Source organism: endosymbiont of Ridgeia piscesae (assembly GCF_001443665.1).
In the GTDB taxonomy this organism is placed as follows: domain Bacteria; phylum Pseudomonadota; class Gammaproteobacteria; order Chromatiales; family Chromatiaceae; genus Endoriftia; species Endoriftia persephonae.
Genome location: NZ_KQ557124.1, coordinates 1 through 24608 on the forward strand (window position 1 = coordinate 1; position 24608 = coordinate 24608).

Below are 24608 nucleotides of genomic sequence, written 5' to 3' on the forward strand. Positions count from 1 at the left end.
TACCTCTTTGGTTTCGATGGTCAGTTAGCACTTCCATCAAAACCGGTAACCCTCACTCTTTTCAAGTCAGGTGTCAGATCAGGTCTGAACTACTACAGGTCAAGGTAATCTCCCGCGACACCGCTCTGACCGCGCGCCTGATACGCTACGCCAACAGTCCCCTCTACCGGGGGGTGAATCCAGTCTCATCGATCAAACAGGCAATTACCCGCATTGGCTTTCAAAAGGTCAAAAGTGCCGTCTATGCAGTCTCCACGCATGAGGTATTCCACTCGCCGAATAAGGCGATCGAGTTGCGCATGGAGCGACTCTGGATGCACTCGGTGAAGGTAGGCTCCACCGCCGCCACCCTCGCCAAGACCTATACCGATCTTGATCCCGACACGGCCTTGGTCGCCGGGCTGGTACAGAATGTCGGGCAGATTCCAATCATCACAAAGGCAGCGGACTACCCGGAACTAGTTGAAAACAGCAAGCTGCTGGACAAGCTACTAAGCAAATTACATGGGAAGTTGGGGCAAAATCTGCTCAGGTTGTGGCGATTCGATCCAGCTATTGTTGCTGTAACGAGAGCGCAGCAAGAGCTATATAGCGAGCGGGACGATGAATCGGTCGATCTCGTCGATCTGGTGCAGGCCGCCAACATCCTCACCCAGGAGGAGTCCGACCAGCCGCAGACAGCTATCGACCGTGACCGCGTACCCGCCTTTGCACGCCTCGGCCTGCCAGCAGACTCAGTCAGCCAGAGTGCCGCAATGCTCGAGAGCTCAGCTGCGGTGGCGACTGCCCTGTTCTGAACAGGCAATCAGCCCCCCTTCTCCAACAGCGGCAGAATCAGCCGCCCAAACAGCTGATCGTCGATGATCCCCATGTGGGCCCGCACCACCCGACCTTGCCGATCGAAGATCACCGAGTAGGGAATGGTGCCCCTGCGATTGCCCCAGCTGGCGAGCAACTCACGGGTATTTTTCGGGTCGGCCTGTAGTACCGGATAGTTAATCTCGAGCGAGCGTTTAACGTTTTTCAGGCGGCGCGCCTCGTCCATCCCCAGACCAATTATCTGCAGTCCGGCATCACCGTATGATGCCTGATAACGGACAAAATCCTTGATCTCGTACTGGCAAGGAGCGCACCAGGTGGCCCAGAAGTTGAGGATGACGACCTTGCCCTGCCACTCGCGCAGGTTATGCCAGTTACCCTGAAGGTCCTGATAACGCTCATCAGGAATCTGTGGCGGTTGTCCAGGCGCCGCAGCGAGCCCCAAGCTACAGCCCCACAGCAGCAGCGCCAGCAACAGGCTGAGTGATAACGAGGGACGGAGAATCTGTTGCAGCTCTCTCATTCCGGTTTAGCCTGCTGCTTATCGACCAGATTCCAAACCACCTTGTAGCGCGCCTCCAGTTCGGTCGTATAGCTGGCCATCCGCTGCGCGATCAGCGCCTGACGAACCTTGTCACGGATGCTAGCGAAGATTTTTTGTCCGCCCGGGCGACGTTCCAGGATTGTCACCAGATGGTAACCCAGCGGGGTCTCAATCACTGCGCTAACCTGTTCATCCTCAAGTCCCTGCAGCGCCTGTTCAATCGCGGGATGGCCACTGCCTTCCTTGACCCAGCCCATATCGCCACTGCGGGCCTTGCCGTAAGGATCAATGCTGTGCTCTGCCGCCAGCTCAAACAAGCTCTTGCCGTTGAGGATCTGCTCGCGCAGGGCCTCTGCCTGCTCGCGGCTTGCAACGACCAGCTGACCAATATGCCGACGCTCCTGGATGCGCCCCAGCTGAGGATTCTTCTCGAAAAAGGCGCGTAGGGTCGCCTCATCACCGGCCCACTCCTGCTGTTTCTGTTCGATCAGCATCGCTGGCAGACGCTCCCGAGCAAAGCTTGCGACCCATTCGCTGACATCAACCCCCTCTTCCTCCGCAGCCTTGGCCACCACCATCATCTCAGCACGTTTGTAGAGTTGATTCTTGATCCAACCTGGGTTGCTGGGTGCGCTAGGCTGGTTGCGTACAATATCAGCGTATCTGATCTGGATACCGTTCCCCTCCAGCAGCAGGGTATCGGGCTGTATTCTGCCGGGGACAATACGGTCCTCGAACAGCACCACTTTATATTTGTCCCGCAGTTGCTGAATGGTCAGATAGCGGATATTACGATAGCTGTCGGCAAGCCAGGCGGAACGGGCACCGGCCAATGCGTCCGGATCATTGCCGAGCTGCTGCTGCATGCTGGCGCTGAGCTCTGCCGGCAGAGTCAGCTGCTCGCGCAGCCTGTCCATGTAGTGGCGATAGAGGAGCCCGAGGCGAAAATTCTCCAATTCAGTTTTGAAACGCTCGCTCTGCTCGAGACCCAGCCGCTCTGCCTCCAGATAGAGCAGGCGCGATACCACCAACCGCTGCACCAGGGTGCCACGCAGGGCCGCCTGATCACCTCGCTCCATGGATGGGAACTGGGTAGCGAAGGGAGAACTGGCCATGGCGGAGCGCAGGTCGCTGGCGGTAACGGTGAGATCGCCCACCGTGGCGAGAATCTGCTCATCTCCAGCACGGGCATCTGCTGAGGCATGGCTCTGAGTAGCGGCCAACAGTACGACGGCGATGAGGTGGTGTTTGAATAGTTTGATAATCTGCATGGAGCGGTCCTGTCTGCCACTGAAATGGCGGTTTTAACGGGGTAGTGGAATGGCTTTTAGGCCATTGAGCTGCAACTCTTTTACAGCAGCCAGCTTACGCAGTGGGCTAGTGTAAAAAAGCGGGGTCTAGATAAAGAAGGCGGGGCTTACGCCCCGCTCTCCTTAATCAGTGGATGGGATTTGATCCCACCGGGCATCCCTGCCCGGCTATTTCCGAGTGCTCTATTGATCACTCGTCAGGGATCGCGCCTCCCAGGTCGGGTGCGGATTCATGCATCCAGGAGACGGCTGTGTCGTAATCCTTCATGATCGGCTTGCCTTTGTACTCCTCTTCATCCGCAATCCAGGGCACACCATTCTCGTTCACCTCATGGCAGGCAGCACAGCGGAAGGGACCGTGAGAGCCGTCCGGGTTGTACTGCGGAGCCTGGCGATAGGTGGTGATGTCGGTACCCGGGGTGACCGGATAGAGACCATGGATCGACTGATGGCAGGACTGGCAGGCGAGACCCGCGTGGCCCTTAGAGTAGCGCATCAGGCTGTGCTTGCCGGGCTGGTTGATGGGGAAGGCGACGCCGCCCTGACCTTCAACGAAGGGGGCTTCGTGACAATCCGCACAATGAGGTTGACCAGGAGAGAGCCAGTAATCGCGGCCATGGGTAGCTGCGTCATAAGGAACCGCAGCGGCACCGGTGGCACCTTCAGGCAGCTTCAGCGAGGCGATGTCCACTGCCGGATTGGCAGAGAGCGGTACCACGTTGATGTCGCCATCCTCGTCCTTGTTGACCATCGGACCGTCACCCTTGAGCGCGATCACCGCGATGTCGGGCACCATACGATCCTTGGCCCAGGTGTGGAGGATCTCAGACTTACCGGGAGTATCCTCACCCTTGTCGTTGAGCACCACTTTGGGATCCATCATCGCCTTCAGCTTGTCCATGCTGATGCCGATGCCCTTGGCGATCTCGGACAGGGACTTGTTGCGCAGGGTCTTGCCTTCATGTTTAAAGGCGTTGGTCAGGTTGTCACGCTGGTAGAGTTCACGAGAGAGCTGGCTGTGGCAGTTGGTACACCAGAGGCCTTTGCCGCCCTTGTCATTGCCGATACCAGAGACATTGGCCTGCATCCATTCACCAATGGCATTCAGGTGCTCGGGGGTCTCTACGCCGTCTGTATCCTTACCAGGATTGGAGTGCACGTCACGTCCCACATAGCAGCCGCCTGCCGCATCGCGGTTATCCTTATCGGCGTAAGCGTTTTTGCCATCCGGGGTGATCGGATACATATCCATATTGCCGTCCTGACGATGCGACGGATGGCAACCCTGACAGGCCGCGGTGCGACCCTGGGAGTCAGGCATGGGCACGGCTTTCTGATGTACCGAATGTATCGCCTCAGTCAGAGCTGGAACCACTTTTTCCTTGCCGGTCTTGGGGTCCTTGAACGATTTGGATTGAAGCACGCCGATGACGTTGTCGGCATGACACTTCTGACAGAGCACAGGATCACGGCCGAGACGGTTATCCGTAGAACGGCTGTTGGGATTGTAGTTCTTCAGAAAGTCGGTGCCGTTGTGATCGTCGTGCATCTCCAGAATGGAGACCGAGGTGGCCTTCAAGTTGGCGATCCAGTCGGAGGCGCCCAAGCCTTTCCAGAATGCCTTCTCTTGCTTGTACAGGGCGTACTTATCGCCGTTGGCGGTTTCATTGCCGTGGCAGTTGGCACAGTTAGGCACATCGATCGGGTTGGTACCAACGAAGGTAATCGGACGACCGTTGTGGCTGTCGAGCACCGGCTTACCGGAGTCGGCATGCATCAGGCTAACCCAGGCCTCCTGGAAGGGCTGGATGTCGGTCTCGACCAGTTCCAGCAGATCCTTGGCGGCGGCAGAGTCGGTGAATGGCGTCAGCGGCAGGCCCAGGGCATCCCAGATGCCAGGATTGGTCAGCACGATCGGCACGTTATCCAGCACCGGGGACTTGGTGAAGACTTTAGTGCCAACCTCGCCGGTGTAGTGCAGATGACCACCATTCAGGGGGCTGGCTACAGCAGCGCCGGCCGGACCATTGTCACGTGGCACCGGGATCTGGATGCCGACGAAGGCCTTCTTCGCGTCTGCGCTGGTGCCTTCCGGGTTAGTGCCCTTCAGGTCTTTATAAACGTAGAGGTGGGTAAAGTAAGCATTGGCAACGTTCTCATTGTCACCATATTTGCCGTCACCGTTGACGTCGTAGGTGACGTCCCAATACTTCAGCTTGTTGCCTTCAGCGTAGGTATTGTCCACATGGCCATAGGCGAGTTTGAAGCGCTTTTTGCCGTCAACCAGGACGGCGGGATCTTTCTCGTCGGCCTCCAACATCTCCGGATACTTCTTCTTGCCAGTCGCGGTCTTGATCACCTGGGACTGGACCGAGTTGTATGGCGGCAACACACAGCAGTAAGTGAAGTCGAAACCGGTACAATGCATACCGAGTTCGTAGTTGATGGTGATGTTGTAGTCATTTTTCGGCTTGCTGGGATCAGCAGCGACGATCGGCCCCTGATAGCGCTTGAATCCGGCGCTGGCGACATGTTTAACCGCTTTAACCGCCTCTTCCGGCGCCGCCGTATCAGCGTGCTGTTGGGTCGTACAGCCCGCCATCACCGCGACGCTAAGCGCAGTGAGAGCTATGACATTTCTGCCCATTGGAAACCCCTCTTGGTATCTCGTTAAATCCCGCGCGTAATGCAGGGATATTGTATAAAAAAGGTCAGACTATGCCCCTGTTATTTACTTCATTGCTGGGGCAAGGGGTTTTGTAACAGAAATAGGGGTTTACTGCAATTTAACTAGAGAATACATATAGTTACAATATTATAAATTGCTTATTTCATGTACTGACATGCCATGTCTAGGGCAGTTCAAACGACCGGGAAGACACCTCAATTTTACGTCGACAGAAGTTGTCTCTCCCAGATCTTTCTGGTATAGATAGCCCCCTTCACCAAAGAGGGTTTTGCAGGAGTCCATGAATGGCCGACAAGAAAGCCACTGATAGCAGTGCTGGTGCGTTTGGCTTCGAACCGTATGAGTTCAAAGAAGGCGAAGAGTATATGAATGAGGCGCAGGTGGAGCATTTCCAGCACATCCTGCAAGCCTGGAAAAAAGAGCTGATGGAAGAGGTGGATCGCACCGTGCACCACATGCAGGACGAGGCCGCCAACTTCCCCGATCCCAATGACCGCGCTACCCAGGAGTCTGAATTCAGCCTCGAGCTGCGTACCCGCGACCGCGAGCGCAAGCTGATCAAGAAGATCGACGAGGCGCTGACCAAGCTGGAGAACGACGAATACGGCTATTGCGAATCCTGCGGTGTCGAGATCGGCGTGCGTCGCCTAGAGGCCCGCCCCACTGCAGACCAGTGTATCGACTGCAAGACTCTCGACGAGATTCGCGAGAAGCAGATGATCTGATCCCCCGTCAGCCAACCCGCATAAAAAACCGGCTTATGCCGGTTTTTTCTTTCCCCATGAAAAAAACTGCCAGCACGCCCCGCTACCGAGGACGCTTTGCCCCCTCCCCTACCGGGCCGCTCCACTTCGGCTCGCTGGTCGCCGCCCTCGGCAGCTATCTGGATGCTCGCGCCAACCGGGGTAGCTGGCGGGTGCGCATCGAGGACCTGGACCAGACCCGGGCAGTCACAGGCGCTGCCGATGAGATCCTGCGCACCCTTGAGCAGTTCGGCTTTGAATGGGATGGCACGGTGCTCTACCAGAGCCAGCGCAGTGACCTCTACGCCCATCACCTGAATCTGCTGCTGCAGGCGGATCTGGCCTACCCTTGCGGTTGCTCCCGCAAAGAGATCAACCTGGCCGCCAACCAAGGGATCGAGGGCGCGATCTACCCGGGCACCTGCAGCCGCGGGCTACCGCCCGGACGCCAGGCACGGGCCATCCGCCTGCGCACCTTCGATCAGGCCACCCGCTTCAACGATGCGGTACAAGGCCCACAATTCCAACGACTCGCACAGGAAATAGGCGATTTTGTGGTACGCCGTGCCGATGGTTTCCACGCCTACCAGCTGGCGGTGGTAGTCGACGATGCCCTGCAGGGCATCACCCGGGTGGTGCGCGGCGCCGACCTGCTGCTCTCGACACCACGCCAGATCCACCTTCAGCAACTGTTGGAGTTCCCCGCTCCCGCCTTTGCCCACCTGCCGCTGGTGGTCGACCGAACAGGACGCAAACTCAGCAAGCAGTCGGGAGATGCCCCGGTCGATGCGCGCAAGCCGCTGCCGGCACTACTGCTGGCGCTCGTCCACCTGGGCCAGCCAATGCCGTCGGAGCCACCGCTCGGGCTTGACGAGTTCTGGGAGTGGGCGATCTGTCACTGGTCGATGGCTGCCGTGCCTAAAAAACTCGCCGCCCTGCCATCCCAACTTTGTTAGGGAGTCTCACCATTCGCCCGTTTCGGCTCATCCGACCAGCGCATCTGCGCCAGGGTGGGGCTGTAACGGCAGGAACAGTTGCGCCCCTCGCGCTTCGCCCGATAGAGCGCATCGTCGGCCTGCTTGATGAGTAGATTGAGACTTTCGGGACAATTTTCCTGGTCGAAGACCGTAATGCCGATGCTGGCAGTCACATGGATTTGCTGCTCTTCCCAGTCAATCGGATCATCCCGAATCACCCCATGCAGCCGCTCAGTGAAGTGACTCAGTTCGTCCGCGCCGGTCTCTGGCAGCAGAAAGATGAACTCTTCACCACCGAAACGGCCCAGCATGTCGCTCTTGCGGGTGATGTCAAGAAACTGCCGCCCCAGCTGCCGCAGCACCGCATCGCCCCCCAGATGGCCGTGGTTATCGTTGACGAACTTAAAGTGGTCGAGGTCGAGTAACAGCAGAGAGAAGACCTGCTGGTTGCGTCGGGCGACCTCGAAATAGCTACTCGCCAGATCGAGAAATGAGCGTCGGTTACGCACCCCGGTCAACTCATCAAAACTGGCGAGTTGCCGCATCTCCGCCTCGAGAGAGTGAACCCGAATGAACAGGCCGACCAGATACCAACTGGCCAGCGGCGCCACCAGCGCAAGTACGATTACCGCGATCGGCAGGGCACGAGGCAAGAAATCCTGCTGCGGCACTCCGGTCACTTCCATCATCACCCAAGCCGCCGTCAGTGAGAGCAGGATCGAGACCAGGGTAATACCCAGCACCACCCAGAAGCGTCCTAGCTTTATGATCAGTTCACGCATCGCGCCCTACTTCTCCCCTGATGACGAGGCGACCTGCTGCGCCATCTGCCGACTCAAAGCCCGGCGATCTCCCGCAGGCATTTAAAAAGTTTACGATAGGCTAGCGGCGGTTTCTCCGCCTCACGTTCTTTGCGTGCAGCCTGGATCAACTGCCGTAGACGCTGCCTATCAGCCCCGGGATACTCCGCAAAAAAGCTGCCGAACACCTGACTGTCACCCTCGATAAGCCGTTCGCGCCAACGCTCCAGGGCGTGAAAGCGATTCACCTCACCGCTGTGTTTGTTATCGAGCTCATCCAGCACCTGCTGAATCGCATCCAGTTCAGCATGCCGCAGCAGCTTGCCCAGGCGACGATAGTGACGCCGCAGCGCACCATGGGAACGAATCCGCTTCGCCTCCTCCAGAGCCGCCTGCAACTCATTGTTCAATGGCATGCGCCGCAGAATCTCCGGGCTCAAACGGGTCAACCGCTCACCCAGCTGCTGCAACGCCAGCAACTCCCGTTTGACCTGGCTCTTGCTGGGCAGCTCCTCTTCAGCCGCCGCCTCGGTCGCATCATCGTCTAAGTCGTTGATTGGATATACTCCACCACAAGCTGAGGCTGCACTCTGCCCCGGAATTCATTCACATCAAGCCGGTAGGCGAGTCGCACCTGCGACGCCAGTTCACCTATCTCCGCCTGATTGAAGGCGATGCCATCCAGCTCAGCGTCGCCCTGCTCGGTACGCAGCCGCAGCTTCAGATGACGTTCACCCACCACCCGTTGCTGCAACACCTGAAACCAGCCATCAAACAGCGGCGCGGGAAAGCCCTGCCCCCAGGGACCAGCCTGGCGCAGCAGTTGCGCCAGTTCAAGCCCCAGCGCCTCGGCCTCGAGCTCACCATCAGAGAGCAGCTCCCCTACCAGCTCAGCGGGATCGAGCCAATCGGCGGCTTCTGCCTCAAAGGCCTGACGAAAACGTTCGAGATTCTGCTTCGTCAGACTCAGCCCGGCCGCCATGGCATGGCCGCCAAAGCGTTCGATCAATCCTGCATGACGCGAGGCGATGCGCTCCAGCAGATCGCGGATGTGCAACGCTGGCACCGAACGGGCCGAGCCCTTGAGGATGCCATCCCCGCCATCGGCAAAGGCGATCACCGGACGATGATACTTCTCCTTGATACGCGAGGCCAGAATCCCCACCACTCCCTGATGCCAGTCGGGATCATAGAGGCAGAGGGCGAGCGGGATCTCGCCCTGCATCTCTCGATGAAGTTGCTGCAGCAACTGCTGCGCCTGCTCCTGCATCTGCTGCTCGATCTCACGCCGCGTACGGTTGAGCCGATCGAGCTCCACCGCCATCTGCAGGGCGGCCGAAGGATCATCGGCCAGCAGACACTCGATACCCAGCCCCATATCCTCCAGCCGCCCCGCCGCATTCAGCCGCGGACCAATGGCATAGCCCAGATCGGAGGCCACCAGCCGCGACTGATCCCGGCCCGCCAGCCGGATCAGCGCCTCGATCCCTGGCCGACAGCGACCAGCACGGATACGCCGCAGGCCCTGCTCCACCAGGATGCGGTTGTTCTGATCCAGTACCACCAGATCGGCCACTGTGCCGAGAACAACCAGATCGAGCCACTCCGCCATGTTCGGCACGGCCAGGCCACAGCGTTCAAACCAGCCCGCTTGGCGCAGCCGGGCACGCAACGCGACCAGCAGGTAGAAGATCACCCCAACCCCAGCAAGATTTTTACTGGCGAAACCATCCCCTGGCTGATTCGGGTTGACGATGGCGGCGGCCGCCGGCAGCTGCTCGCCAGGTAGGTGGTGATCGGTAACCAGCACCGGGATGCCCAGCTCGGCAGCCCGCGACACACCGCTGATGCTGGCGATACCGTTGTCGACGGTGATAATCAGATCCGGCTGCTGCCTAGCCGCCAGTTCGACAATCTCCGGGCTCAGACCGTAGCCGAATTCAAACCGGTTGGGCACCAGATAACCGACCTTTTCGCAGCCAAACGCCCGCAGCACCAGCAATGCCAGGGCAGTGCTGGTGGCACCATCCGCATCATAGTCCCCGACCACCAGGATACGCCCCTGCGCCTCCAGTACCGACTCCAACAGTGCTACTGCGGCCTCGATCCCTTTCAGGCCGGCGGCGGGCAGCAACTGCTCCAATCCAAGACCAAGTCCCTCCGCAGTCGTCACCCCACGGGCCAGATAGACCCGTCGCAACACCGGATGCAGGGTTTCGGGCAGTTCGTCTTCACCGTTGGCAGCGGTACGCCGGCTGATCTTCAATGGGCTCTTCCCGATATGCAAAATCGTGTATGGTCCGCCCTCTGAATTTCATCGGACGAGAGGTATGGCTAAGACCCAAAGTATAACGATGCCGCCGAACTCATGGGGGAGTTTTTGGTCAAAGCGAAGCGTCCCTCGAGAGTTTCTATTGCTGGCCCCGAAGTACCTATGGAGATGATGAGCCGATTCCCCCGATGCGCCGCGATGGCTTGGCGCAATCTGCTGTTCCTTCTGTTATTGGTGATGCTGAGCCCGCCGCTGCAGGCAGAGGTCTCGGCGCACCTCTCAAGTTCCAGTGTGGCGCTGGATGAGCTGTTCACCCTCACCATCGTCATCCGGGGTCAGAATGACGCCACACCCGAGCTGTCGAAACTGCAGGAGCATTTTGAGATCCAGGGGCAGGCCCACCAGCAGAGTGTCAGCATCATCAATGGCCAGGTCTCGCAACAGCGCCAGTTGAGGCTGACGCTGCTGCCCAAGCATCTGGGCCAGATTGAAATCCCGCCGATTCAGGTGGGTAGCGAAACAAGCCAGCCGCTCAGCCTGGAAGTGAGCGAATCAGCGGCAGCAACCAGCGCAGAGGCCGACTCCCAAGCCTTCATCGAGCTGCAGGTCGATCACGACTCGGCTTATCCTCAGCAGGAGATCATCCTCACCGTGAGACTGCTGATGGCCGAAGGTGTGCGCGGCGAGCAACTCTCAGCGCCTCAGGCGAACCTGAGCGACACGGTGATCCGGCAGCTCTCCAGCAACCGCTCCCACACTCGGCGTGACGGCATCGAATACCAGCTGGTGGAGCAGCGCTACTCGGTGTTTGCCTATCAACCGGGAGAGCTGAAGCTCGGCGGCGTGAAGTTTCGCGGCAGCAACGGGGGGAGCCAGTCGATCTTCAACTGGCTGCAGAATCCGCAGGCACAGGGCCTATCTGCAAGGCGTGTGTTGCGGGTCGTATCGGACGATGTGGCGGTAATGATCCGCTCCATTCCGGCGACGTTCACCGGCAAGCACTGGCTGCCAGCCAAGAACCTGCAGATCGTTGAGAACGGTGCGGGCAACAACGAGTCTGTAATCTCCGGCAAACCGCTGCAGCGCCAGATCATGCTGTTTGCTGACGGCCTCACCACCGCCCAGCTACCAAATCTGGAGTTCGAGCTGCCGACGGGGTTGAAACAGTATCCCGACCGGCCACAGTCTCAGGAGACTCCCAGCCCATCGGGTATCTCGGCCAGCCGCACGCTAAGCCTGACCCTGATCGGCAGCGAGGCGGGGGAGTATGAGCTGCCGCCCATCGAGATCCCCTGGTGGAACACCGAAACCGACCAGCAGGAGATCGCCCGTCTGCCCAGGCGCAAGATCAGGGTGTTGGCGGCCTCAGGCACACCGAGTCCACTCCCTTCCACAGCGCCTGGATCACCAACACCTCAAGAAGAGGCAGAGCCCGAGAGGCCAGCTGTCGCAGCTGAAACAAACGCATCCGGATACACTTGGCTGCTCTGGCTGCTCTGGCTGCTCTGGCTGCTGGCCATCGGCTGGCTGGCGACTCTGGGGGCCTGGTATCTGAGCCAGCGCCGCCATCCCGCTCAGAAGCCAGCCAATGCGCCCGCAGTACCTCCGACAGCGCCTCCGCCCTCTGAAGAGCAGTTACTACAGCAGCTCCTGAATGCCTACCGGCAGCGTGACCGGGAGGCGGCACGGATCGCCTGGCTGCGGTGGGGTGAGGCGCAGTGGCCGGAGCAGCCCCCCAGCAATCTCAATCGACTCGGCAAGCGCTGCAAACCTGCAGTGTCAGCGGCGATCAACGCTCTCGACCGAACCTTCTACGCTCCACAGGCAGATGATGCGTGGATGGATTATGATCCTGAACAGCTGTTGAAACCCCACAGCCGGAAGGCCGCTGAGCAGAAGCAGGAAGCAGCGCTGGTGCCACTCAACCCCTGAGGACGATCACTCCTCCTCCCAACCCCCATAGTCGAAGGTAATCTCTTCGTCCGGCTCGATGTCGCGCAGGGCGTATAGGTCAAAACCGTCGAACTCCGCGTTGCCCTCATCCTGATGGTTGAGGTAGCGCAGCAGGTTGCGACCACTGCGGCCGACTGGCTCTTTACCCTCTTCAAACACCCAGAGCACGTAGGTGCCATCGCGTTTTGCCTTGGGACCTTCATAGGTACCGATATACTCCCCCTCACTGATCGCCTGCTTGGCAAACAGGCCAACGCCGTGAATTGTTGAAGCGGCTTTATAGACCCGGGAACCGAGTTTGCTGTGTTGTTTTTTTGCCATCGGAGCGTGTTGTTCCGGTTAACGAAGAGAGGCCAGATCAACCGGAGCGTTCGATTGGGCAGGCATCACCATAGACCGCCATGATCGCCTGCAGCTCTTTCAGCACCGCAGCACGGCCATCCAGATCAAGATCGCGCACTTCTGGCAGCACCACACCAGCGGTCAATCGCTTGATATCTTCACGCACCGAACTACAGCCCTTCAGGCAGAGTTGCTCCACACTTTGATCAATCTTTGCAGCGCTCACGTTCAGCTACCGTTCATCCAGTGGGCGGAGAATTATAACCAAAGCCTGTGGCATTCTGATAAATTCCCAGGAACTACAGTAGCAATCCGATCTCCAACCCGGTTGAATAGCCGGTTTCTTCGTCAAAACAAGCAGGGTAGAAAAAATGACTTGGAGCAGACGTCTCTTATTGACCATCGCACTCATCGCTTTTCAATCTGTCAGCGCTGAATGGGGAGAGGGCTGGGATCCAGTCGATCCTCCAATCCCTACAGGCAAGGCCGACAAGGTCGAGGTAGTGGAGTTTTTCTGGTATGGCTGCCCCCACTGTTTCGATCTCGAGCCAGCGATGGAGAAATGGACGGAAAAGCTCCCCGCGAATGTGGAGTTCCGTCTGATTCCAGCACCGCTCAACCCGCGTTGGACTGTGCATTCCCAGTTTTTCTATGCAGCAGAGGCTCTTGGCGTCTTGGATCAACTGCATAAGCCACTCTTTGATGCGATGCACAAAAAACATCGCAAACTCTACACCAAACAGGCACTGATCGATTTTGCCGTGGAACAGGGTATCGATCGCAAGGCGTTCACCGACGCCTGGAACTCCTTCGGTGTACATGTAAAGGTGCAACAGGCACGCAAGCTAGGACAGCGCTTCGCCCTGGACGGCGTACCCGCGGTGGGTATCAACGGCAAATATAAGACCAGCGGCAGCCTTGCCGGCACCTATTCCAAGATGTTCAAGATCATGGATGAACTGGTTGCCAAAGAGCAGGCAACTCTCAAGCCTTGATCTGCCCCATCACCCATGAGCCCTTGGCTAAGAAGAACTCCCGATAGCGAAGGGCAAAATCACCCACCACCGACTGGGCCACGGAGGGCCTGTCGAGCAATCGGCGCTGCCAGGGTTGCAGCAAGGGCGGCACAAGCTCCCGCCATTCCGGGCGCCACTCCGCCATCAGCGCGATACGCATGAACAGCGGGGCATAGGCCACATCGATAAGCAAAAAACGCTCGGTCTGGCCAAATAGGCGCTCTGCCACAGGATCAGACAGGCGGCTAAGACTCTGCTGAAACGCCTCAAGTTTTTTCTGGTAGTCAGTTTCATCCTTGGCATGCAGAACCGATGCCTGATCCAGCAACAGACCTGAGCCATATTCGATCCATGCTTTATGCTGCGCTCGCTCGAGGGGATCCTCTGGCTGCATTTTCGGTGCATGGACCTGATCGAGGTAATCGATGATCACCGAAGACTCAAACAGCAGGGTTTCGTCCACTTCCAGCAGCGGCACTTTGCCCAACGGGGAGAGCTGTGCAAACCAGTCAGGGGGCGCTGCCAAGTCGATATGTTCCAGTGAGAAATCGACCCCCTTCTCTTTGAGCGTGATAACGACTCGCTGGGCAAAAGGGCAAAGAACAAAACTAATCAATCTCAGGACCATGGCTCCTCCCGCTACTTTGGCTCTTTTTAGCATCTATTCAGAGGTGAGTCATGGGAATCTACCAACCGATTCGAACCATCCGCGCAGAGTCTTCCAATCCATCCAACTGTGAGCAACTGAGATTTTCATCGACACCCTCTTTTTCTTCCATCCACCGGCACGGAAGAAAGCTAAAACCCCATCACAAAAAGGTGACCTGAAGAAAATTTTCCCTTACGATCAATCCCCTACTACAGTATATTCAGGCATGTTGGAAATAGCGCTGGAGATGCTTCCAACGAGGGATCTTGCGGACCGGAGCGGGCTGGACCGACACCTCGAACAACCCAAACCACCCAGGATCACTCTGTTGGTTTGCGAGCAGCAGAGAGGCAATGACGGGAAGAAAAAATCTCTAATGAATTAAGACTTCCTGACGACAAACAGTTTGTAGGCGCCCAACTCTTGAGTGGTATCATTGTCCGGCGCAGTAGATTCTTATCCCTTCGTATTGAACGAGACCACCGCAATCGGAGTGGGCAAGGTTTGGATTGGCGGGAAAGACTAGGGTGAAGGCCCTATTCCCAGAGCGAGAGATCCTGTTACGCGATGGCAAAAGCAAGCCGAGTCGGTTTCAAAATTCCGGATCAGATCAAGCCCGACACAAAACCCTTCTATGCAAATGCAAAAGAAGTAAAAGTCTGGGCTGAACGACTTCCTGTCGCCAACATCGGTGAAACATCCCGTCGTGTATTTAAGGCACTGATGGAGTTCAATCGCGCGCTCATCCATCCCAAAGAGCGGATGATGAGTGTCGAGGCCTTCCGCGAACCAGTTCGTTACATCTGCTCCAACCTCGAAAAACACTTCATCAACGTCGGCTTTCCCCTGTCGGGCAAAGCACGGAAGATCGCCCTGCTAAGCCGTGAGCTCTGTGACGAGCTTGCCACCGCCTACAAGTGCGTGGTGGAGGACCTACTCAACTCGGCCAGCGACAAGTCAGACCAGAAGGTGCTGGGCGTTGCGATTCACAGAGCAATGATCTACCTGTCAGCGGTCCTGCATCAGTCCGCACTGGTTTACGAGCCCTACCCCTCCAGAATCTGGCGGGAGTTGCACACACTCCACCGGCTTGCCCGCCGCTACAGCCTCCATGCGCTTCCGGTCAAAGACATCGTGGAGGGTGAGCCCGAAAGCTCGACCATTGAACAGATCTACCTGCGGGTGCTGCTTTACGCGCTCGCTTCTCCCTACAAGCTGCGCCAGGCAGACAATCGCTATCTCTACAAGGACCTGATGGAATGGAGTCAATACGCACGCCTCTACAATCAGGGCGAGGCGCCGCCAGAGGCCTGTTTTGTGGTTCGGCAGGATGCAGATCTGCAGCCAGCTCACCATTCGCTGATGGAGGTTTCAGCCGAACACCGCATTCTTTTGCTGGATACCCGCCAGTTGATCGAGAAACTCCAGGACCATTTCGACGATGAGCACAGCAGCTTTGCCGACAGTGGACTGCTGATCGGCGCAGATCGTTACTCCAAAGGCTTACTTCAACAACTGATCAGCCTCTGGACTACCGCCCCCCAACGCGAGTTCGTCCGCACCAAACTGAATTTCGAACTACGCATCGCAGTTGGGCTCGCAGCAATCTATGGCCTGTTAAAAACAGAGGAGGCCTCCTCCAAGGCACAGAATGCTGAGCGTCTACAGGAGGATATGAACTGGATCAGCAACAAATTCGACGGAGACAGTTCACTACAGCCGCCACCGGATAGCGCTACCTCTGGCTTTACCCTGATTCCTATCGACACCCCTCGCAAAGATGTCCGGCGCAGCGGTTTTGAGGAGTTTGGCCCCAACTCGCGAGATGAGCGCGAACCTGAACCGGTCGAACCAATCTGGGGGCAAGCCACCACCACCAATGCATCCATCGATACTCACATATTCCGCACCGTCAACGAGAGTGCCGGTGGTTATTGTATCGACTGGCGCGGCAGTAATCCCCCCGCCGTCAAGGTAGGGGAACTTATCGGCATACAGTCTGCATCCAGCAGCGGCCAGTTTGGCGTGGGGCTGGTTCGCTGGATGAAAAACATCTCAGCCGACCGTCTGCAGGTTGGCCTGCAGATGATCGCGCCAAATGCCGTTGCCATCTCCGCCCAAGCAGATGGCATTCCTAATGCGCACCCCCATGAATGCCTGCTGCTGCCTGAGGTCGGAACTTCCGGTCAACCCGCCAGCTTTATCGGACCTGACTACCCCTTCAATGTCGGCAACAAACTACTGCTCGATAATGGCGGCAATCAGTACAAGATAAAGCTTACCCGTCTACTGGAGTCGACTGGTGCAATCTCCCAGTTCCAGTTCACCTATGTGGATCACGACACCGGCGACAGCCATGACCGGGAGATCAATGAAGACTCAGACTTCGAGAACATCTGGTCGGTCATATAGAATCACTCATCAAAGCCGGCCAACTTGTACCAGCGCCGCGCCTCCTCCGGATCTTTCTCCACCCCCCGGCCTTCCTTATAGAGCATGCCGAGCGTTGCCTGGGAGCCAGCTAACCCCTGCTCAGCCGCCTTCCGAAACCAGAAGACCGCCTTCTCTTCGTTCTTCTCGACGCATTCGCCCTCAAGATACATGAAGCCCAGGCCGTGCTGCGACATGCCATGCCCAGCATCTGCCGCCGCTTTCATATTTTTGTAGGCCATCAGCTCATTCACCACCATACCTAACCCATTTTGGGCCATGATCGCCATGCGGTACTGGGCCTCTGGATTACCCTCCTCTGCCAAGGGCGACAGGAGCTTGACTGCCCGATCGAAAAACTTCGTCTCATAAGCCGCAATGCCACTGCTCAGTTCCATATCCAGACCGTTGTCGATATTACTCATCTTATTCCTCTTCTGATCATAACTATTTCGATCCACCAAGCCCGCTCTGCTACTAAGAGCGCATCGCAACTCGATTCTGGACCCAGGCACAGATCTCACCGCCAGGCAGGTATAGACCAAATTCAAACAGCGGGGAACTCCGCCCTATGCGCTCCAGCTCTTCGCCGATCTGCATTTCAATCCCAGGGGGAAAATCGAACCGCAACTCAAGATCCGCCACTCCAGGACGACGGAAATCGATCTGCAACTGTCGGGTCCAGACCGAATAGCCAGGAAAGATGCGGTTGCAGGCCAGCGCTGGAACCGGATCCGCCAGTGCCGCTATCGCTCCACCAAACATACTTCCGCCAGGATTGCAGTTATGTTGATTCAGCGGCAGCAGGATACGCACATCCCGTCCCCCGCGTCCCAGCTCTAAAACCTTTACCCCCATGCTGTGGAACGGGGCGAAGCGCTCGAGACGCCGTTCAGGTGAATTGTGTGACCCACTCAGCAGTTTACTACGTGTCATATCTGTTTATATCACTCAACAAGACAAATAGATCCGCCCAAATCTCATGGGTTCTTCAGGAAAGAATGATCGACGGCTGCGCCAGTCTAGCAGACTGGATCTGATCATCTCCGATACCCAGCCCTTGGGGCAGATGATCTCTGTTATCTACTATTAGGGAAAGAAGAGCGCTAACCGGCCAGCATCAACAAAATGATGAACGGAATCATTCCTCCCATAGCCACCCCGCAAGGAAAATGCGATGAGTCTCAAGCACCTCCCCTTTTTTACGGGTGGATCCAGAATCGCTCTGACCCTCGTTTTACTACTGCCCCTGCTAGCACCTGCCAGCCAAAGGGATCCGGCAACGCCGGCAAACGACGAACAGCGCAGCATTTTTATTGCAGCCGAAGCCGCCCTGAAGGCCGGCCGGATGAGCCGCTACAGACAACTTAAGCAGCAACTCAAAGACTATCCACTCTACCCCTATCTCAAACACAGTGAACTGCAAGGTTCCCTGCGCTTGCAATCGGGTGCCGCAGTCCAGCGCTTTCTGGCAGAATTCGCCGACACCCCCCTGAGCGAACAACTGCGCAACAGATGGCTGCGTTTATTGGCAAAACACAACAGATGGCAGCAGTATCTCGACTATTCAACCCCATCTAACGGCAACATAACGCTTCGCTGCCATCGTCTCAGGGCTCTGATCGAAACCGGCCAATCGGCACAAGCATTCCAGAAAGTAGAAGATATCTGGCTCCACGGCCGCTCCCGCCCCAAGGCTTGTGACCCGGTTTTCAAAGCCTGGCAGGAAGCTGGACTTCTGGATGAGGACTTGGTCTGGCAACGCATCGAACTAGCCATGAACGCCGGCCAGATCCGTCTGACCCGCTATCTGCGACGATTTCTCAGCGAAGATGAGCGTCCCTGGGTGGAATTCTGGATTGAGATCCACCACAAACCTCAGCGCCTCATCAACCATCCCTATCTAAAGAAAACACACCCCTATCGCAACGCCATCCTCGCCCATGGGATCCGCCGCCTCGCCCGCCACAACCCGAAGCGGGCCTTCATGCTCTGGCAGGCTGAACTAAGGCACCCCGGTTATAGCGACAAGCAGAAGCTCAATGTTATCCGCAGCCTCGCCACTCATCTGGCCAAACAGCCTGGTGATGGTCTTGAGACACTCTTCGAAACAATCAAGCCAAGCCTCAAACTCGACCCCACACTCTCCGACAAGCAGTTCCGCATTGCCCTGGAACGACACAACTGGGAGCGGGTCATCGGCACCATCCGACAGCTGCCACAGCCTGAACAGCAGCAACAACGCTGGCGCTACTGGATGGCACGCGCACTGATTGAAATTGGCCAGAAAAAGAAGGGCGTGAAACTGCTAAAGGATCTGGCAAAGAACCGCAGTTACTATGGCTTTCTCGCCTCCGACAGGCTCGGCAATCCACTCAACATGGAGCATGAATCGTTACAAGTGGATCAGGCTGAGCTGGCGAGACTCAGCCACCTGTCCGGCATGCAACGAGCCCGGGAGCTTAAGATACTGGGGCGTCATCTCGAGGCGCGTCGAGAGTGGAACTTTACCCTGCGCGGGGCCAGTCACTCACAGCTGCTGGTGGCAGCGGAGTTAGCCCGACAGTGGGAGTGGCCATCCCAGGCGATCTTCACTTTGGCGAAGATCCACCACTGGAACGATCTTGAACTGCGCTTCCCCCTCGCCTATCGCAGCCTGATCAACCAACAGGCAGAAGCACTCAACCTTGAAACCGCGTGGATCTTCGCCATCTTGCGGCAGGAGAGCGCCTTCGTCCCCGACGCACGCTCCAGCGCCGGCGCGCTGGGCCTGATGCAGTTGATGCCCTTCACTGCCAAAACGGTTGCCAGAAGGCAGGGGCAGCGCCTGATGAATAAGCACGAGTTGTACCAGCCGGAGACCAACATCCGCCTCGGCGCCAGGTACCTCGACAGCGTATTTCGCAAGATGCGGGGGAATCCGATTCTTGCCACCGCCGCCTACAATGCAGGCCCCCACCGTGTGGCGCAATGGCTGCCCAGCCAGGAACAGCCGGCGGATGTCTGGATTGAAACGGTGCCTTTTAGCGAGACTCGTGAGTATCTCAAGCGGGTGATGGCCTACACCATGATCTATTTTCACCGCTTGGGCGATACCCCGGAGCAGTTGCCAGAGATCTGGAGCCGGCCGATATCGGCCAAGATCTCAGATCAGGAGAGTTGAATGGGGTATTAGCCAGATGTGCCGGTACTCGCCACCCGGCTCTTGGTGCTTAGCTTGGAGCGTACCCGCGCGATCACTTTCGGGTTGGTGATCACCTCATAGAACTGACGCCCTTCCGGATCCAGGTCACCGGTCACATCTCCTTCCCAGACCATCACCGGCGCCTCCCTGACCACCAACCAATGCGTTGCTCCAAGTCGGTCGAGATACCGTCCCACATGATAGTAATGGGGGTTACCTGCCTTGTCCCTGATCCGCACCCGATGCAGCGCCAGCTCTGACTTCAGCTTGAGAAACGCCGGCGAATCGAGCTCGATGCCATTCACGTTGTAACGCAGCAGCTTCGGCTTGGCATCTTCCGACTGCTCGGTTAACACCTCCACCCGATGTTCCTTGTGGTGTCTCCAGTGCACACTGCGGCGCAACTCAGCAGAACAAGAGGAGAGCCGGTCGGCCTGATTGATCGCCGGGGAGATCATGATCTTGCGGCGCTCGTCATAAAGGTAGGCCGGCGCGTCGTTACTGAAGGCCATACCAAGCCCCAACTCGAGTTCCGGCAGGCCGTGCACCCGGTTCTGCGTATTCTGGGTATCCATCACTGAGAGAATTTTACGCGCCAGACCGCAGGCGTTCGCGACCGCCAGCGATTGCAAGGATGCCCCATCGTAGTCGAAGATGGTGAGGATCAGCGCATCACCCTCGACAAAAACCTTCTGCGCACCAAAATCTCCCAGCAGCTTGGTAATCGGTCCGAAAAAATTCATGCTGAAGTGAGTCGCCGGATTGAGGCGATTCGCTAGCAACTGGCGAGTGATCTCGGTTGAGCCTCTGACATCCGCCTTGAGGATGACATGCGAGCGGATCTTCTGCCCCTCCGGCTCCACCTCCGCCCGCAGGGGAAATTCGTAGAGCGAACCATTATCACGGGAGAGCTTGATCTCCTCCGGCACCGTCAGCAAGCGTATCTGGCTCATCAACTGATTGGCAAAATAGGCGAGCTTGAGATCCCGGCGAAAGCTGAGGAAATCTCGCAGATAACGGATCACATACTCTTGCTGACGCAGCGTAGACATACGCCGGATATGATTGGAAACCATATCAAGAGTTTTGATCGTCTCTCCCGCATCAAGGTTCGGTGAAGTGGCAGCAATCCGGCGCATCAGCCTACGACGGGGAATGGTGCCTGCCAGATAGTTATAGACCTCACGAACCGGAACCCGGCCCTCAAGCTGATGATAGACTCGCGGGGTACGGTAGGCAGCAATCGCTCGCCGAGTGATACCTGCCTTCATGAACCGCTGGAACAGCTCTGTCCCGATACGTTGCTGAAACTCCGGCCAGTGTGGGTCGAGCCAGGGGACGATGGTCTCCTCATCAGACGGTTTATCCGAGAGAAACCAGCCACTCCTGACCGGATGAATCAACATTGTGATGTTATCCGGTGCATCCAGCCAGGAGACCGAGGGCCCAGTGTACTCCTCCTTCTGCAGCGCCCGTTCCAGCAGTCGCTGCCCATCCAGAAAACTGTTGAAGGCGCCATCCTGTGAGCGGTCGTAGATCTGCAGCTTACTGTTGCCGTCGGGCCGCCGCGCTGGTGCAGCCATTGGCATCGCCCAGCCTGGCAGATAATCCCCAAACAGCTCGCAGAGAATGCGGTTGGTCAGAGCGAAGTAGTTCTCCTCGTCCTCATCGATACAGAGCAGCGGGTAGTGATTCATGAACTGGGATTCACAACTGAACCCCGACAGATGCAACAGCGGATTGAACAGCACTAGTTTGGGGATATCCCAAGAGACGCCTAGCACTGATTTACGCAACTTGCGCAGGTTGGTGGACTCCAGCCGCTGTACCACTTTGAAAATCCGGCGCAGCGTCCGATAGCGCACCCCAGGCTCCAGCTTAGCCAGTGCAACCAGCCTTTCATGGAGTTCCAGATTGCGGCCAGATAGCTGGGTGGCGAAACCTTCCGCATCCAGCTGCAGCTGGTTGCGGAAGTTCTCCAGGGCGCGCCCTGGCATCTCCAGCAGCATTTTCAGAAGGATCAGATGGAGTAGCTGAATGACCTCTGGCGCGGAAACCCGATCATGCACCCGCTCGACGGCGACTTCCATCAAGCCGCTGTAGATTTCCCGGAAGGCATCGAAATCTTTTGCGGTGGGTTCCACCCCCACCTCGCCCCAACCGTTGGCGGCCAAGTCCTCGTGGACCATACGCCGCACCAGTTCAGTGGCGGAACTCAGAACCTTTGGACTGAGAGCAACATCGATATGCTTGTTATCGATGCCAATCTGCAGACGATCAAAGCGTACTGCAGGACGCGCAAACCGGTGCAGAGGTTCTAAAAAGACCTCCCTCTCCGGTTGCCAGTGAAAAAATTTGTTCAGTCGTGCTCCCATCGCCCCGAACATTCCAAACGTCTGGAGATGTTAACCCATTGCCTCGCTTTTTTCCCGAAAACATGAAGCAGCTCTCAAAAAGAGGCCTTAACTTCCTGAGGTCTATGAAAAAGCCGGACACCCACTCCAGTGAAAGCAAATTCCATGGAATCAAGGACGATTATAACAAATAGCTTTGCCTCAGCCCTGCTCGGTGTGGATTATCTCGCCAGCATAGTGGCAATAAGACGATCCTCCAACTCGATGCGGATCGCGATCTCCTCCCCCAGGAGTGACATATCTTCAGAGAGGTGATCAAAGCTCAACGCATGGTCTGAAATATCGTATTTATCGTTGAACGCCACGGCGGTCTCAGTGGCCTCGACAAAACCGGGATAGATCTCTTCAGCAACGTGCAACACCTGACTGCGCCGTTCAGTACCGTCACTGATCTTGCCAAACACCTCAAAATGACCGAACGCCGTATAGTCCACCAGAACCTGACAAAAATTCTGTAGCAACTGTTCCAGGGACTCGGTACGCGCATAGGGCTCCAGACCCGCCACCTGGCAGAACAGCACCAACATCTGGCGCCGCTCCTCCATCAAGTTGTTGATCATCCCCTGGGTGCCGGTGCGCCGCTCCGCCGTCGCCTGTTGCTGAGTGCTCATAGTCACCTCGCCTCTTCCTCTCTGCTCGTCAGCTGCCGAGCGCTGCTCAAAACAGCCCACCCGCCATTCGACCCAGCAGGTCCGCTGTTCAGTGGGTATAAATAGTCTTCAGCATGGTGAGAACAAACCAGCCCATTCCCACGAAACCTACCGAAATACCTAGTTTTTTTGGTTGATATAGCTAACCATCATTAGCTCCTGCTTACAAGAGCAGGCAGCATAATCTAAACTCCCCCCACAACTCCTGACAGACAGAAAAAAGCGATGAAACCGCCCAGCATAACCTCAATTATGACGACGCTCGCACTGCTCTTTGTTATCCCGGCAGCAGTTGCGAACGATGCATCCAACACCATGGCGCGCGCCATGATCACGATGATGGATGCCATGGGGAAGATCGCCAACCAGTACAACCAGAAACGCAACCCGTTCGACAACGCGTTACCCTACAACAACAGCGCCTTCCAGCCACTGAATCCTTGGCAATCCCCATACACCACTCCCTGGGGGATGGGCTATCCCGCCACCATCAGCAGCCTGCCGGGGGGCAGAGTACCGGGGCAGTGGTCAGGCTATGCGCCACCTGCAGCCCCGCTGCAGAGCCTCCCGGCAGTCAGTTATCGTTCTCCTCTGGATGGGGTCTGGAAGGGGCGCGGCGGTGAGGCACTGTTGATTCTCAATGGGTACTTCCGTATCTATGCCGATGCAGAACACCACCGGGATGGAGAGATCCGCCTCGACGACAGGCATGTCTATATGCGGGTCCCAGGCTCCGACTCGGTAAAAACCTACGAATATGCTCACAATGATGGCAACTTGGCGATGCGTAGCAAAGAGGGCAGACTCCTGCTCTACCGCCGCATGCCTCTCTCCCTGCCGGACTTTCCGCAGACGACAAGCCAGGCGCCATTCCAATCCTCGCCTCAAATAGCGCCTCAAATAGCGCCTCAAATAGTCACTCAGCCGGCACTGGAGCCATCCGTTCAGAGACCAGATCAACCACTAACTGAACCACAGCCTGATACTGACGAAGAGAAGGAATAGCGCAAAAATACGTTTCAACCAGTAGGGCGATAGACGATGCGCCAAGGAAGCGCCAGCAGCGTACTGGTCACCACAATGATTAGCACGACCGGCCAATAGACATAGCCACTGCTCCCCGCAGGGAGGCCAGCTGCACCCCAACCAACCCAAACAAAGCTTAGAGTTCCTGCCAGCGCAATCGGCAGACCGCAGGCGCTTGAGGTGGCAACAGCCCGACGCACCTCAACCCCTCCACCATTCAGATAAGGGACCGTCAAGGTGCCTCCGCCGATCCCAACCAGCGCCGAGATGGCACCGATTCCCAACCCCACCCCGCTGTTCTGCCAACGACTGGCCAATCCATAACGCGCCTCTAGCGGCGCCTCGCGAAACATGCGGAAGGCAACAATCAGTAGGAACAGGGCAAACAGTCGACGCAGGCTCTCTCCCTCCAGACCACCCGCGATCATTCCACCCAGCCAGGCACCCAACAGGATCCCCGGAGTCAACGCCAGAAAATATCTCCAGACAACGGCCCCACGACGCTGGTGGGCACGCACCGCGGCTATCGAGGTAAACACAATCGTCGCCAGCGAGGTGCCCACAGCCATATGCACTGAAAGACTCTCCTCCACCCCCAACAGAGGCAGACTCCAGATCAGCACAGGCACAATCACCAGCCCGCCACCCACGCCAAACAGTCCGGCCACGATACCGACCACAGCCCCCAGAAAGAGCAACAGCAGGATGCTATCGACAGAGAACAACGTGATAAAACTCGACATAACCTTTCCTATTACCTATTGTCTCGGCGCGGCGCTAAGGTCACTAT

At 57.3% G+C, this 24608-nt stretch carries 21 protein-coding genes and 1 pseudogene; 8 read left to right on the top strand and 14 right to left on the bottom strand.

Features of this window, described 5'->3' with window-relative positions; genetic code table 11:
* On the top strand, window positions 1-797 hold a 797-nt coding region (locus tag Ga0074115_RS06395), incomplete at its 5' end, for an HDOD domain-containing protein (RefSeq protein ID WP_232432940.1).
* An 8-nt stretch (window positions 798-805) separates the two neighbouring features.
* On the opposite strand, the gene Ga0074115_RS06400 is transcribed toward Ga0074115_RS06395, so the two are convergent.
* From Ga0074115_RS06400 to Ga0074115_RS06410, 3 genes are all read right to left on the bottom strand, one after another.
* Window positions 806-1342: a TlpA disulfide reductase family protein gene (locus Ga0074115_RS06400; RefSeq protein WP_060528336.1), complete on the bottom strand. Its 537-nt coding sequence runs from the start codon at window positions 1340-1342 to the stop codon at window positions 806-808.
* Window positions 1339-2634 carry a peptidylprolyl isomerase gene (locus Ga0074115_RS06405; protein ID WP_057957159.1) on the bottom strand — a complete coding sequence of 432 codons (1296 nt, stop codon included), beginning with the start codon at window positions 2632-2634 and terminating at the stop codon, window positions 1339-1341. Before Ga0074115_RS06405 ends, Ga0074115_RS06400 begins: the two co-directional genes overlap by 4 nt.
* Window positions 2635-2863: 229 nt before the next feature.
* Entirely contained in the window at window positions 2864-5320 is a 2457-nt protein-coding gene (locus tag Ga0074115_RS06410) for a cytochrome c3 family protein (RefSeq protein WP_060528337.1), read from the bottom strand.
* Window positions 5321-5646: 326 nt separating this feature from the next.
* Here Ga0074115_RS06410 and dksA point away from each other — a divergent pair, with 326 nt between their 5' ends.
* Both dksA and gluQRS read left to right on the top strand, forming a co-directional pair.
* On the top strand, window positions 5647-6087 hold the full coding sequence (gene dksA / locus Ga0074115_RS06415) for an RNA polymerase-binding protein DksA (RefSeq protein WP_060528338.1): 441 nt from the start codon (window positions 5647-5649) through the stop codon (window positions 6085-6087).
* A gap of 35 nt (window positions 6088-6122) precedes the next feature.
* Window positions 6123-7061, top strand: coding sequence for a tRNA glutamyl-Q(34) synthetase GluQRS (gluQRS, locus tag Ga0074115_RS06420; RefSeq protein WP_060528339.1), 939 nt, complete (start codon window positions 6123-6125; stop codon window positions 7059-7061).
* On the opposite strand, the gene Ga0074115_RS06425 is transcribed toward gluQRS, so the two are convergent.
* From Ga0074115_RS06425 to recJ, 3 genes are read right to left on the bottom strand one after another with little or no spacing between them, the layout of a single operon-like run.
* Window positions 7058-7864, bottom strand: a complete 807-nt coding sequence (locus Ga0074115_RS06425; protein ID WP_060528340.1) for a GGDEF domain-containing protein — start codon at window positions 7862-7864, stop codon at window positions 7058-7060. The two genes, gluQRS and Ga0074115_RS06425, sit on opposite strands and share 4 nt — an antisense overlap.
* Window positions 7865-7917: 53 nt before the next feature.
* A complete protein-coding gene (yjgA, locus tag Ga0074115_RS06430; RefSeq protein ID WP_057956530.1) occupies window positions 7918-8439 on the bottom strand; it encodes a ribosome biogenesis factor YjgA in 522 nt (173 codons plus the stop codon).
* Window positions 8427-10148, bottom strand: coding sequence for a single-stranded-DNA-specific exonuclease RecJ (gene recJ, locus Ga0074115_RS06435; protein ID WP_057956531.1), 1722 nt, complete (start codon window positions 10146-10148; stop codon window positions 8427-8429). The genes yjgA and recJ overlap by 13 nt, the downstream gene beginning before the upstream one ends.
* A gap of 204 nt (window positions 10149-10352) precedes the next feature.
* Between recJ and Ga0074115_RS06440 the strand changes: the two genes are divergently transcribed.
* Window positions 10353-12086 carry a BatD family protein gene (locus Ga0074115_RS06440; protein WP_232432943.1) on the top strand — a complete coding sequence of 578 codons (1734 nt, stop codon included), beginning with the start codon at window positions 10353-10355 and terminating at the stop codon, window positions 12084-12086.
* A gap of 6 nt (window positions 12087-12092) precedes the next feature.
* On the opposite strand, the gene Ga0074115_RS06445 is transcribed toward Ga0074115_RS06440, so the two are convergent.
* Together Ga0074115_RS06445 and Ga0074115_RS06450 are read right to left on the bottom strand one after the other, a co-directional pair.
* The gene (locus Ga0074115_RS06445) at window positions 12093-12428 is read right to left on the bottom strand and encodes an SET domain-containing protein (protein ID WP_005962021.1); all 336 of its coding nucleotides are present in this window, start codon (window positions 12426-12428) and stop codon (window positions 12093-12095) included.
* A gap of 37 nt (window positions 12429-12465) precedes the next feature.
* Window positions 12466-12675, bottom strand: coding sequence for a hypothetical protein (locus Ga0074115_RS06450; RefSeq protein WP_005962019.1), 210 nt, complete (start codon window positions 12673-12675; stop codon window positions 12466-12468).
* Window positions 12676-12820: 145 nt separating this feature from the next.
* Between Ga0074115_RS06450 and Ga0074115_RS06455 the strand changes: the two genes are divergently transcribed.
* A complete protein-coding gene (locus Ga0074115_RS06455; RefSeq protein ID WP_057956533.1) occupies window positions 12821-13444 on the top strand; it encodes a thiol:disulfide interchange protein DsbA/DsbL in 624 nt (207 codons plus the stop codon).
* Here Ga0074115_RS06455 and Ga0074115_RS06460 read toward each other — a convergent pair.
* Window positions 13434-14093 carry a glutathione S-transferase family protein gene (locus tag Ga0074115_RS06460; protein ID WP_057956534.1) on the bottom strand — a complete coding sequence of 220 codons (660 nt, stop codon included), beginning with the start codon at window positions 14091-14093 and terminating at the stop codon, window positions 13434-13436. The two genes, Ga0074115_RS06455 and Ga0074115_RS06460, sit on opposite strands and share 11 nt — an antisense overlap.
* A gap of 588 nt (window positions 14094-14681) precedes the next feature.
* On the opposite strand from Ga0074115_RS06460, the gene Ga0074115_RS06465 reads away from it, so the two are divergent.
* Complete coding sequence (locus Ga0074115_RS06465) at window positions 14682-16526, top strand: hypothetical protein (protein WP_060528341.1); 1845 nt, start codon at window positions 14682-14684, stop codon at window positions 16524-16526.
* 2 nt (window positions 16527-16528) lie between these two features.
* Here the strand turns inward: Ga0074115_RS06465 and Ga0074115_RS06470 are convergent, their stop codons facing one another.
* Both Ga0074115_RS06470 and Ga0074115_RS06475 read right to left on the bottom strand, forming a co-directional pair.
* Complete coding sequence (locus Ga0074115_RS06470) at window positions 16529-16969, bottom strand: tetratricopeptide repeat protein (protein WP_057956535.1); 441 nt, start codon at window positions 16967-16969, stop codon at window positions 16529-16531.
* Between the two features lie 52 nt (window positions 16970-17021).
* A complete protein-coding gene (locus Ga0074115_RS06475) occupies window positions 17022-17480 on the bottom strand; it encodes a PaaI family thioesterase (protein ID WP_057956536.1) in 459 nt (152 codons plus the stop codon).
* 241 nt (window positions 17481-17721) lie between these two features.
* Between Ga0074115_RS06475 and Ga0074115_RS06480 the strand changes: the two genes are divergently transcribed.
* Window positions 17722-19707 carry a transglycosylase SLT domain-containing protein gene (locus Ga0074115_RS06480; protein ID WP_057956537.1) on the top strand — a complete coding sequence of 662 codons (1986 nt, stop codon included), beginning with the start codon at window positions 17722-17724 and terminating at the stop codon, window positions 19705-19707.
* An 8-nt stretch (window positions 19708-19715) separates the two neighbouring features.
* On the opposite strand, the gene Ga0074115_RS06485 is transcribed toward Ga0074115_RS06480, so the two are convergent.
* A complete protein-coding gene (locus tag Ga0074115_RS06485) occupies window positions 19716-22103 on the bottom strand; it encodes a hypothetical protein (RefSeq protein ID WP_232432944.1) in 2388 nt (795 codons plus the stop codon).
* 200 nt (window positions 22104-22303) lie between these two features.
* On the bottom strand, window positions 22304-22753 hold the full coding sequence (locus Ga0074115_RS06490) for an Rsd/AlgQ family anti-sigma factor (protein ID WP_006473961.1): 450 nt from the start codon (window positions 22751-22753) through the stop codon (window positions 22304-22306).
* 291 nt (window positions 22754-23044) lie between these two features.
* Here Ga0074115_RS06490 and Ga0074115_RS06495 point away from each other — a divergent pair, with 291 nt between their 5' ends.
* The gene (locus Ga0074115_RS06495) at window positions 23045-23797 is read left to right on the top strand and encodes a hypothetical protein (protein WP_232432945.1); all 753 of its coding nucleotides are present in this window, start codon (window positions 23045-23047) and stop codon (window positions 23795-23797) included.
* Here the strand turns inward: Ga0074115_RS06495 and Ga0074115_RS06500 are convergent.
* Window positions 23756-24561 (bottom strand): annotated as a pseudogene (locus Ga0074115_RS06500) (sulfite exporter TauE/SafE family protein). The gene Ga0074115_RS06495 and the pseudogene Ga0074115_RS06500 sit on opposite strands and share 42 nt — an antisense overlap.
* Window positions 24562-24608: the final 47 nt, after the last annotated feature.